The organism is Gordonibacter pamelaeae 7-10-1-b (genome assembly GCF_000210055.1).
In the GTDB taxonomy this organism is placed as follows: domain Bacteria; phylum Actinomycetota; class Coriobacteriia; order Coriobacteriales; family Eggerthellaceae; genus Gordonibacter; species Gordonibacter pamelaeae.
In genome coordinates this window covers 3050779-3062298 of the sequence record NC_021021.1, presented here as the reverse complement: position 1 = coordinate 3062298, position 11520 = coordinate 3050779, and the positions used below count along the sequence as shown (strand labels likewise).

The window sequence follows — 11520 nt, the reverse complement described above, 5'->3', positions numbered from 1 at the left end:
CGCCCACGAGCGACTGGGCGGACCCCGCCAGCGAGGAGTACAGCGTGAGCACCGAGGCCATCCGATCCACCTGGTCGCCCATGGTGCGCACGTGCGCGGACAGGTCGGCGATGCGGCCGCTCGCGTCGGCCTCGTCCGCGTAGCGGGAAAGCGACTCGGCAATGCTTAGCGCCACCTCGGAGAGCGTCTCGGCGAACACTTCGTTCACCTGGTACGACACCGTGTCCGCACCCCTGTCGGTGATCTTGGGGGCAATGGCGCTCTTCTTCTCGTTCGCGTAGTACACGATCTTGGCGTGGTGCACGTCCTCCGAGTAGAACGTGAGCATGACGCGGCTGAAGTCGTGCGGGATGACCACGGCCGCGTAGTACCGCCCCGACTTCGCGCCGTCCACGGCGTCCTCCTCGGTGGTGAACGTCCAATCGATCTCGTCGTTGGCACGCAGCGCGGACACCACCTGCTCGCCGATGTTCACGCGCAGGGGCACGAGGTCGCTCTCGTACCCGTCGTCCACGTTCGCCACGGCCACGGTGAGGTTGCCCGTGTTGTCGAACACGTTCCAGCACGCGATGATGTTGTACCAGGCGAAGATGGACGGCATCACCACGAGCCCGACGGTGATGATGATGTTCATGGCGTTCGAGAACAGCCGCCTCATGTCGCCGCGGAACAGGTGCCAGACATTGCTCATCGCACGGCACCCCCTTCCGCCCCGTCGTCGCCGTCCGCGGCCGAGCGCTCCATCTCGTTGCGCGAGGCGCCCAGCTCCAGCAGCCCCTCGTCGGTCATGCCGTCGAGCCTCATCTGCCGCTCGAAGCTGTCGCGCAGGCTCTCAACCACCACCAGGAACACGAACACGGCCACAAGCCACACGAGCCACGCCGTGAGCAGCCACACCTTCTCGGCGGGCGTGAGCGCGAACACCACCGCCAGCGCCACCGGCACCGCGAGGCCTAGGGCCACGGAGCCGCGGATGAGCCGCGGATACCAGCGCGTGAAGCGCTCGTAGCGCACGCGCAGCTCCTCGCGGTACTCGTCCCTGCCCGACAACGCGCGGAACAGCTGCGAGAAGCGGTACGGCCGCGCGGGGATCTCCACGTCCTCGCCGTTGAAGATGCCGCCCTGCCGTACCTGGCCGGCCACCATGCGGTTGACGTTCGCCATCAGGGGACGCAACAGGATGCCGAAAGCCATGAACAGCGCGAAGAAGAACACCAGCATGCCGATGGCGTCGCCGTAGTGCGAGCCGTAGAAGCCGCAGATGGCCTCGCGCATGGCGGAGATGCCGTACGTGAAGGGGAAGAACGGGTACACGGCCTGGAAGAAGCCCGAGGTCATCTCGATGGGATACAACCCCGTGGCGCCGGGTATCTGCGCGAACACGAGCACGATGCAGATGCCCTTGCCTATGTGCTGCAGCGTCACCGACAACGCGTAGATGATGCTCAGGTACGCAAGCGACGCCACCGCCGCCGCAAAGAACAGCGCCGGCGCGCTGGCGGCCTGCACGCCGATGACCAGCACGCCCGCGCAGCAGATCACCGCCTGCAGCACGGCCATCACGGCCAAGAGCGCGAAACGCCCCAGGTAGCGCTGCGTGACGGTGAGGTTGCGTATGCCCTCGCCGTCCACCTCCTGCTTCATGATCACCAGCAGCATGAACGCGCCGATCCAGAACGTCAGGTTCATGAACAGCGGGGCCATGGCCGAGCCGTAGGCGTTCAGCGGGTAGAGCTGCTCGGTTTCAAGCTCGGTGGGCGACCCCATGAAGTCGGCGATCTTGGACGCGTCGAGCCCGTCCTCGCCCACCAGCTTCGCCAGCACGCCGGACTGTCCGAGCGACAGCACGTCCGTGCGCACGGTGTCCAGGCCCTCCTCCAAGCTGGCCAGGATGCCATCGGTCTGCCCGAGCGCGTCCTTCGCGGTGCAGAGCGTGGACGCCAGCTGGTCCAGCACGAGCGAGGTCTGGTCCACCAGCACGCGCTGGTTCGAGACGGCGGTTGCCAGCGACGACGATGCCGCGCCCAGCTGCGCCAAGCTCCCGTTCACGGCGGGGATCGTGGTGCCGAACAGGTTGTCCGAATAGGCTTGGGCGCCTGCGACGGCCTGCTGGACGGCGGCGTTCAGGTCGTTGCCCGCCTGGGCCGTGGCCTGCGAGACGGTTTCCGTGTCCGCGCTGATGCGGGTGAGGTCCTCCAGCGTGGCTTGGGCATCCGCAGCCTGCTGTTCCAGCTGCGCGGCAGCTTGGGCAAGCGGCTGCTTGCCCGGGTTGTCCTCGGGAAGCCCGTCGGCAACGCTCTTCAAATACGCCGCCAGCGCCCGATCCTCGTCCACCACCGCCTGGGCCTGCGCGAGCGTCGCCCGCACGCTCCCCTGCGCCTCGCCGATCGTGCCCGCGATGTCCCCCACCGCCTGGTTCGCCTTCGACGAGGCCTGCGACACCGATGACAGGCCCGTGCCCACCGCCGGCATGGCCGCGGCGGAGAAGCTCGCCAGCCCGTCCTGCATCTGCGTCGTCAGGCCGGACACGGTCTGCAGCGCGTCGGATGCCGTTCCCAGGTCGGCGCGCACGCGGCAGAGCGCGTCCTTCGCTTCGCCCACCTTGCCCTGCGCCTCGTCGGTGGCCGACCCGATGCCTGCAAGCGTTTCGCGCGCCTCGCCCACCGTCTGCACGGCCTGGGCGATCTTTTCCACCGCCCGCGAGCGCGACGCGTCCAGCTTCTCGCGCGACTCGCCCAGCGCCTGGTCGATGGCATCGGCGGCCACGTCGCTCACGGTGGAGACGAACGTGGAGTTGATGGTCTCGTCGAGCGTGCTGGCGCCGGTGTCGGTGATCTTCGGGGCCACCGGGCCCGCCTTCTCGTTCACGTAATATTCCAGCTTGGGCTGCGTGAAATCGCCGGTGGTGAGCGAGAGCAGCTGCGAGGTGAAGCCCGACGGTATCACGAACGCGGCATAGCTCTTCCCCGCGTCAAGCTCCGCCATGGCGTCGTCGCGGTCGACGAACACCCAGTCGAGCTGCGTGTTCCCATGCAGCTCGTCCACTATCATGTCGCCCACGTGCAGCTCGCCGGTCAGGTCGCTCGAGCCGCCCTCGTCCTCGTTCACCACGCACACGCGCAGCGCGCCCGTGTTGTTGTAGGGGTCCCAGAAGCCCACGACGTTGTACCAGGTGTACACCGACGGCAGCACGAGCAGCGCCAGCACTACCACCAGCGCCGGTGGCGTTTTGAGCAAGCGCAGCACATCGCGCTTGAGCACCCGCAAAACGTTTCCCATAGCCGCTGCCGCACCCTTTCTCCGCCCGATAAAATACCGAACAATGATAGTCCTCTCGGCACGGAACGTCACGCAAGATTGACGAACACGTTACATTCGTCAACGCAAAGCCGTCGACGGCCCGAAGCACGATGCTCCGGGCCGTCGGCCCCCTCGCCAACGCGGGCGCTACCGCGTCTCGTCGTCCTCGTCGTTGCCCAGCTCCCGGGCGGCGGCCTTCTGCTGCGCGTTGAACTGGTCGGCGCTGCGCTGCTCGGCTGCGGTCGCCTTCTTGAACTCGGTGGGCTGGTTGATCACCACCTGCGGGAACGGGATGCTGATGTCGTACTTGTCGAAGATCAGCTTCATCTCGCGGTTCAGGTCGCGCTCCAGCTGCAGGCGGTCGCTCTCGGAGCACTGCACCACGATGCGGATGGTCACGCTGTTGTCGCCCAGCTCCACGACGCCCTTGTAGAACGGCCCGTCGATGATGGCGGGAAGGCGCTTGCGGATGTTCGGCAGCTCCTTGGACAGGATGTTCTCCACGCGCTCGAGCGACTCGCCGTACTCTATCCCGACGTCGCACGAGGCGTAGGACGTCTCCTTGGTCATGTTGATCACGTTGCTGATGTCGCTGTTGCGGATGACCTTGATGTTCTGGGAGCCATCCTCCACCTTGGTGGTGCGCACGCCGATCTCCACCACGGTGCCGCGCCAGTCGCCCACCTTGATGATGTCGCCCACGCGGAACTCGCCTTCGAAGATGATGAACAGGCCGGAGAGGATATCGCTCACCAGCTCCTTCGCGCCGAAGCTTATGGCGATGGACAGGATGCCGGCCGAGGCCAGAAGCGTGGTGGTGTCCACGCCCACCAGCATGAGGCAGTAGTACGCCATGCCGATGATGGTGGCGTACTTGATGAAGCTGCCCAGAAGGCGGCACACGGTCTCGCCGCGCGCGCCCAGCACGGTGGCCAGCAGGTTCAGCAGCTTCTGAACGAGCGCGACCACGGTCAGCGCCACGCACACGAACATGATGCACGCCGTGAGGGCGAACACGTTCACGCCGCGCTCCCAGTTGCCGCCCAGGATATAGGAGAAGATCGAGCCCTGGCCGAAGATGCTCTCCCGGAACACCACGGCCGCGAACACGGCGATCACGAACACGCCCACGAGCCAGCGCACCACCGTGGCCGTCTTCTGCTCGGCCGTCTTCTCGCCCCACTTGAACGAACGGGCGATCCAGCGGCTGGCGGCCGACTCGGTCTTGGCCACGCGTCCGCTCGGCATCTTCACGTCGATCATGCGCGCGTCGGCCTCGACCGGCGCCTTGGCCACAGTCACGCTGCCCCTCGGCTCGAAGGCCAGCAGCAGGAATATCACCACGAGGCATACGAGGGCCACGCCGCCCGTGGCCACGGTGAGCGGCACGCGCTCGGCCATGAGCTCGCCCTCGGTGTCGGCGACGTACAGGAAGTAGTTCTCCGCCTCGGCCGATGAGACGTAGTACGTCGTCCCCTCCACGGTGAGGTAGTCGCAGTAGCCGCCCTTCAGCTGGTTCTCCGTCATGCCGTGCTCCAGCGCGTCCTTGCCGACAAGGCGCTGGTCGGGGAAGTACGCGAAGGTGCGGTCGTCCTTGCTCACGGCGAAGGCGAACCCTTCGGAGCCCACCTTCACGCCACCCAGCACGCTGTCCACGGTAACGGTCTCCAGCAGATTCTCCAGGCGCGTCGTGCGAATGCCGATCTGCACGGCGCCGTTCACAGTGCCGGCCTCGTCGTGCAGAGGCACGCCGATGTACTGGCGCAGCTGCCCGGATATCTCGTCGGGCTGCGCTTCCTGCACCACCGAGTCCGCGCCCTGGAGCAGCTTGCGGAACTCGGAGGACTGGTCCTCGGGGTCCTCGCTCAAGGTGAAGTTCGCGTAGGAGGAGTTCGTCGCGGTCATCACGCCGTTCCCGTCGTACGTGAACACGTACTGGATCATGAGGACGTCGGCCAGCCTCTGCAGGTCGTCGCGGTTCGCAAGCGAGGGGTTCTGGTCCAGGATGTAGCCGGCCACGCGCACCTTGCCCAGATAGCGCTCGTCGTACTGGCTGACAAGCTCGTCCATGCGCGCTTGGGTGCGCTGGGTGGTCTCGACCACCTCGGCGGCGCGCTCGTTGTTGGCCACGGATTGGGACGATAGCGCGAACAGCGTCTGCATGTAGAACGATACGCCCAGAACAGCCAGAAAGCCCACGAACGAGAGCACCGCCGCCTTGCGCCCGACCACCTTGTTGTAGCGCAGCGGCCCGACGGCGCGGTAGTCCTCGGGGTCGCGCCCCTCGCGCTCGTCCTCGCGCATGACGAAGATGCCGTACATGATGACCACGGCCATGACCGCGAAGAAGATGAACAGGATCACTCCCACCGTGATGTTGCGGGTGGCGGCCATGTCGCTCTCAGGCACGGCGGCGATGTAGTAGGTGTCGCCGATCTTGCTCACCTGGCCGTACAGGCTCTCGCCGGCAAGCTCCATCCACGCGAGCGAACCGTCCTCGAGGTCGGCCACGTCGATGCCGCCGTCGATGGCGTCGGTGCCCACAAGATGGTCGTTCGGGTGGTACTCAACCAGGTAGTCCTGCGCCGACACCGCGAACACGTAGCCGTGCTGGCCGATGGCGATATCCTTGAGCACGCTCTTCGTCAAGCCCGTGTCCTCCACGAGCTGGCGCAGCTCCTCAGGGCCCTGCTCGACCACCACCATGGAACCGTCGTCGATGCGGGCAGCGTAGTAGCGCATGAGCCAGTTCTGTTCGGGCAGCTCCACCTCCACGGCCGCGGAGGGCTTGCCGTCATCGAACACGGTGCGCAGCTGGTTGAAGCGCGCATACGCGAAGTTCGCGGGGGTGTCCTGCGCCTTCGCGACGATGGAGCCGTCGCGCGACACCACCAGCACGTTGTCCACGCCCAAAAGGTCCTGGTACTCGACCATCTTCGCATCGGTCGCCGCGAAGCCGGCGTCGTTGTTCGCCATGAAGGCCACGCTCGCCGCCTTGGACTGGTATATCTCGTCGAAGGTGACGGTGTTCTGCTCCACGCCTTCGTCTGCCAACGTCAACAGGCCCTCCAGTGCGTCGGACTCCTGCTGCATCTCGCTCGCGTAGCCGTCCAGCGACAGCTCGGTCTGCATCATGGACAGCAGCACGCCCATGACCGCCATGCTCGCGGCTGCCACCAAAACGAGGACGGCGATCTTGACTTTGAGTTTTCTCGACATGCCCCAGCGCCTCCCTAGTTCCACTTGTCCGTGAGCGCCGCAACGGTGCCGTCGTCGAGCATGCCCTGGATGGCGTCGGATACCGGCTTGCTCAACGCCGAGCCCTTCTGCGTGGCAACGCCGTATTCCTGCGTGTCGATGACGTAGTCGAGCATGCTGCGGTCGGCGTTCAGGTAGGTATGCGCGATAGCGCCGTCCATGCAGGCCGCATCGATGGACCCTTCCTCGAGTGCCCGGCTGAGGTCCTGGTAGGATGCCATCTGCACAAGGCGGAAGTTATCGAAACGGGTCATCGAGTGGTCCTCGGTCTGCTCCAGCGCCTCGCCCGACGTGAAGCCGGACTCCGTCAGCTTGAGCGCCAGCTGCGGGGCGGTGTTCGTCCCCGCCATGGTGCCGAACGTGAGCCCCTTGAGGTCGTCGATGCTCGACACGAGCGAGCTCTTCTCCACCATCACGATGGAGGCGTCCGTGTAGTAGGACGGCGAGAAATCGAAGTTCTTCTCGCGCGACTCGGCAATGGAATAGCAGGCCACCATGCAGTCGACTTCGCCGTTCACCAGCATGTCCTTGCGGGTATCGGGCGTCACGGTCACGAACTCCACGGAGCCGTAGCCCATGCGCGCAGCCATCTCCTCGGCAATATCGATCTCCAAGCCGTAGTACTTGCCCGTTCCCTCGTTCAGGTAGCCGAAGCCCACCACGTCGCTGCGCACGCCCACGCGCAGCGCCTTGCCGCTCGCCGGGGAGCCCTTTGCATTCTCGCCGCTGCACCCCGCCAGCCCAGCAAGCGCGCAGGCCAGCGCCACGGCGACGAGCAGAAGCGCCGCGCCTCTCGTCCTCACCTTGCCCATGTACTTCCTCCCATCGGATAACCTCCGCCCGACCCCGCATGCCGTCTCGCATCTGCGGGCTCGCCCCGAAGCATGCGCCCGGCCGCGCAAAGGCGGCAAAGCGCATCAAAGCCGCGGCGGCGCGGCTCCAAGAAGGTAAGTATGCCAAACCGGAACTGGCGAACATGCGCGATTGCCGGTTCAAAATTTTTTTAAGGGGCTGGTCAGACAAGGGATGTGCTGCTTCTATGCCATCAACCTCGCACGCGGAAAACAGCGGCGCCCGGGACGGATCCCGGGCGCCGAGGAGCTTGGGGTGCGCGGTCGCGCTACGCCGCGAGGCGCTTCGCGATGGCGAGGATGAAGTCGCGGGTGGAGAGCTTCACCGGGTTCGGAAGCGTGGTGATGAGGGCCAGATCGCCCGTCATCTCGCCGGCCTCGATGGTGTCGAGCGTGGCGCGCTCCAGGCGGTCGGCGAACGCCACGAGGTCGTCCAGGCCGTCCAGCTCGCCGCGCTTGCGGAGCGCCCCCGACCACGCGAAGATGGTGGCCACCGAGTTCGTGGACGTCTCCTCGCCCTTGAGGTGCTTGTAGTAGTGGCGCTGCACGGTGCCGTGCGCGGCCTCGTACTCGTAGTAGCCCTGCGGGCTCACCAGCACCGACGTCATCATGGCGAGCGAGCCGAACGCGCTCGACACCATGTCGCTCATCACGTCGCCGTCGTAGTTCTTGCACGCCCAGATGAAGCCGCCGTCGGCCTTCATCACGCGCGCCACCGCGTCGTCGATGAGCGTGTAGAAGTACTCGATGCCCGCTTCCTCGAAGCGCGCGGCGTACTCGGCGTCGTAGATCTCCTGGAAGACGTCCTTGAAACGGTGGTCGTACTTCTTCGAGATGGTGTCCTTCGTGGCGAACCAGATGTCCTGGCGCACGTCGAGGGCGTACTCGAAGCAGCTGCGCGCGAAGCTCTCGATGGAAGCATCCAGGTTGTGCATGCCCTGCGCCACGCCCGGACCGTCGAACTCGTGCACCAGCTCGCGCGTCTCGGTGCCGTCGGCCGCGGTGTAGACAAGCTCCACCCTGCCGGGGCCGGGAACGCGCAGCTCCGTGTTCTTGTACACGTCGCCGTAGGCATGACGGGCGATGGTGATGGGCTTGACCCAGTTGCGCACGCACGGCTCGATGCCTGCCACGGTGATGGGCGTGCGGAAGACGGTGCCGTCGAGCAGGGCGCGGATGGTGCCGTTGGGGCTCTTCCACATGCTCTTCAGGTCGTACTCGTCCATGCGCGCGGCGTTCGGCGTGATGGTGGCGCACTTCACGGCCACGCCCAGGCGCTTGGTGGCCTCGGCGGAATCCACGGTCACCTGGTCGTCGGTGGCGTTGCGATGCTCGAGGCCCAGGTCGTAGTACTCGGTCTTGAGGTCGACGTGCGGGCAGATCAGCTCGTCCTTGATCATCTGCCAGATGATGCGCGTCATCTCGTCGCCGTCCATCTCCACCAGCGGCGTGGTCATCTGAATCTTCGCCATTGTCAGCCTTTCCCTCGTTGCGCGGCTCGCCCGCATCCCGTGTGTACCGCGCAATCATACCCCAGCCCAGGCCCACACAGGCGCATCGCGCGCAAAACCAACGACATCACCGGTTTTCGGAAACGAGCGCGAAACAAAGGGGCTCATCGGGCGGCGAGCGCCATGTAGCCGTCTTCGAGGGTGGGCTCGACGGACGCCGATCCTGCGGGCGGCGCGTCGCTGACGATGCGGTAGCGCGTGCCCTGGGCCGTGGTCGCCGCATTCACCACGACGGCTCCCGCCGGCGGAGCCATGAGCGGCGGCGTGAGCCAGGTGCGTCCGTGCGCGCCGTCGATGAGGCCTGCGGTGGCGCCGTCGTACTGCAATCGGCCCCCGCGCAGCACGCATACATAAGGGCAGGTCTGCGCCACGTCGTCGAGGATATGCGTGGACAGCACCACCGTGCGCTCGCCGCCGAGCGTAGCCAGGAGCGTGCGGAAGCGCATGCGCTCCTCGGGGTCGAGGCCGGCCGTGGGCTCGTCCACCACGAGCAGGCGCGGGTCGCCCATGAGCGCCTGGGCGATGCCCACACGCCTCCGCATGCCGCCCGAGAATCCGCCGATCCGCCGCCGGCGCACATCGGCAAGCCCCACGCGGTCGATGAGCTCATCGGCCTGGTGCCGCCGGGCGCGCCGGTCGTCCATGCCCTTGAGGACGCCCACGTAGTCGAGGAACTCGGGCGGCGTGAGGTTGGGATAGGGCTCGATGTCCTGCGGCAGGTAGCCCAGGGCCTTCTTGAGCGCGCGGCGGTTGCGCGGCTCGGACAGGTCGCGCCCGTCCACGAGCACGCGTCCCCGCGTGGGGCCCACGATGCCGCAGAGGATGCGCATGAGCGTGGTCTTGCCGGCGCCATTGGGACCGATGAGCCCGATCATGCCGGAAGGCAGGTCGAGCGTGAGGCCGTCGAGGGCGCAGGGCTTCTTCGGGAAGTCCTTGCCCAAGTGATCGAGGGAGATGAACATGGGAGTTTCCTTTCTGTGCACCCGTCGGCGACGGACTCAACGGCGCCGGTACGTGCGCTTGCGGGCAATGGCGCCGGCCGCCGCAAGCAGCGCCACGGCAGCAGCCAGCTTGAGCGCTAGCAGCGCGATGGCCTCGAGGGGCGTGGCGGCGGTTACCGCGGACTCGGGGGAATCGAGCAGCGGCGTGCTGCCGAAGAGCACCTGCGCCACGGGGTCGGCCGCGATATGGACCCGCAGGCCGCCCCCGGCGGTCGGGGTCGGCACGAACACGCCGAGGAAGAGCACCCCGAACCAGGCGACGATGGCGGCGATCCGCGCAAGGGCGCGCGGCAGGAGAGACCCGGCAAACGCCGAAAGCGCCGCCGCGACGAGCGCGGCAGGCAGCACCACGCCGGCGAGCAGGACGGCCGCCTGGAGCAACGCCCATACGTTGCCGTGCAGCATCTGGCCGCCCGCGCAGAACAGCAGCACCCCGACGGACGGCAAAGCCATTGCCGCGAGCGCACCCGCCACGCGCGCCGCCACCAACTCGAAAGGAGGCACGGGCGCGGACGCCTCGATCTCCGAAATACCGAGCCGCTCCGACTCGGAGGCCAGGTCGGTGAAGGCCGCCGCGTAGGCGACGGGAGGCATCAACGCGAGCATCTGGGCCGTCAGGGCAAGCGCCGCCGGGTTGTCCGTCTCGAAGGAGAGGCCCGGGTTCACCGTGATCGTGACCGACAGCAATGCGAGCCCGAGCGAGACGATCCACAGGGCCCGCTGCCGGGCGGCGAGGCGAAAATGGGTGCGTGCCAGCGCAAGGAACCTCATCGCGCACCTCCCAGCTTCCGCCACGCGTACTCGGGCGAGCCGAGCGCGCGCCAAACGCCAGCGCCCGCCGCGAGCAGCACGGCCAACGGCAGCCCGCGCTGAAGGGCGAGCATCGGCATGTTCGGATCCCAGACGAGCGCGAAGAACAGCCATATCGCCACCACCGCAAGCGAGGCGCTGCGCGAAGAACCCGCGACCGTCACGGCAACGTACGCCGCCAGCACCATGAGGGCCGCGCCGCCAACGGGCGTGAGAGCCCCCGCCCATCCGATGTCGCGGTACACGAGGCCCAGCACCTCGAGCGGCGCGAACATCAGAAGCGCGCCCGCCATGCCCGCCGCCAACAGCAGGCCCGCGCGCAGCGTCTGCACGCAGCGGAACTCCACCGGCAAGGCCGCCTGCACCTCCACGAGCGGGTCGCCCGCCAGCACCGCGACGGCGCACACGCCCACGGTCAGCGGATACGCCTGCGTGAACGCGATCATCGCCATCGTGGCCGGCTCAGCACCCGCCGCATACGCCCAGCAGGCACCGACGAGCGCGATAACCGCCCCGACCGCCAGCGGCACGACGATGCCCACGACGAGCACGCGCCGCAGCTGCGCACCTACAAGCGCGCGCCCGCCCGATCCTGCCAAGCGGCCGCCGCCGCTGCCATGCCCTGCATCCATGGGAAACCTCCTCGATCTCATGCTGCCTCCAGGTGCGCGATCAGCGCCTTACGGGCCGTGGCCACCGCAGCCGCGAGAAGCACGCACCCCGCTATCGCCGTCGCCTCGCACCCGACGACGCCCTGCAGCTGCGCGATTGCCGACAGCATGCCGCCAT

The 11520-nt window shown here is 67.1% G+C and carries 8 protein-coding genes; all 8 read right to left on the bottom strand.

Annotated features, from left to right (window positions below; translation table 11 throughout):
- The coding region (locus GPA_RS14100; protein WP_041239699.1) for a YhgE/Pip domain-containing protein at positions 1-691 on the bottom strand (691 nt) is incomplete at its 3' end.
- Positions 688-3279 carry a YhgE/Pip domain-containing protein gene (locus tag GPA_RS14095; protein ID WP_015540283.1) on the bottom strand — a complete coding sequence of 864 codons (2592 nt, stop codon included), beginning with the start codon at positions 3277-3279 and terminating at the stop codon, positions 688-690. The genes GPA_RS14100 and GPA_RS14095, both read right to left, overlap by 4 nt.
- Positions 3280-3447: 168 nt before the next feature.
- Positions 3448-6519: a mechanosensitive ion channel domain-containing protein gene (locus GPA_RS14090; protein WP_015540282.1), complete on the bottom strand. Its 3072-nt coding sequence runs from the start codon at positions 6517-6519 to the stop codon at positions 3448-3450.
- A gap of 14 nt (positions 6520-6533) precedes the next feature.
- Positions 6534-7370 carry a transporter substrate-binding domain-containing protein gene (locus GPA_RS14085; protein ID WP_015540281.1) on the bottom strand — a complete coding sequence of 279 codons (837 nt, stop codon included), beginning with the start codon at positions 7368-7370 and terminating at the stop codon, positions 6534-6536.
- 308 nt (positions 7371-7678) lie between these two features.
- Positions 7679-8881 (bottom strand): NADP-dependent isocitrate dehydrogenase, encoded by a 1203-nt coding sequence (locus GPA_RS14080; RefSeq protein WP_015540280.1) that lies wholly within the window; start codon positions 8879-8881, stop codon positions 7679-7681.
- Positions 8882-9024: 143 nt separating this feature from the next.
- Positions 9025-9882: an ABC transporter ATP-binding protein gene (locus tag GPA_RS14075; RefSeq protein ID WP_015540279.1), complete on the bottom strand. Its 858-nt coding sequence runs from the start codon at positions 9880-9882 to the stop codon at positions 9025-9027.
- Between the two features lie 36 nt (positions 9883-9918).
- A complete protein-coding gene (locus GPA_RS14070; RefSeq protein ID WP_015540278.1) occupies positions 9919-10692 on the bottom strand; it encodes a hypothetical protein in 774 nt (257 codons plus the stop codon).
- Positions 10689-11363, bottom strand: coding sequence for a hypothetical protein (locus GPA_RS14065; RefSeq protein WP_015540277.1), 675 nt, complete (start codon positions 11361-11363; stop codon positions 10689-10691). Before GPA_RS14065 ends, GPA_RS14070 begins: the two co-directional genes overlap by 4 nt.
- Positions 11364-11520 lie beyond the last annotated feature (157 nt).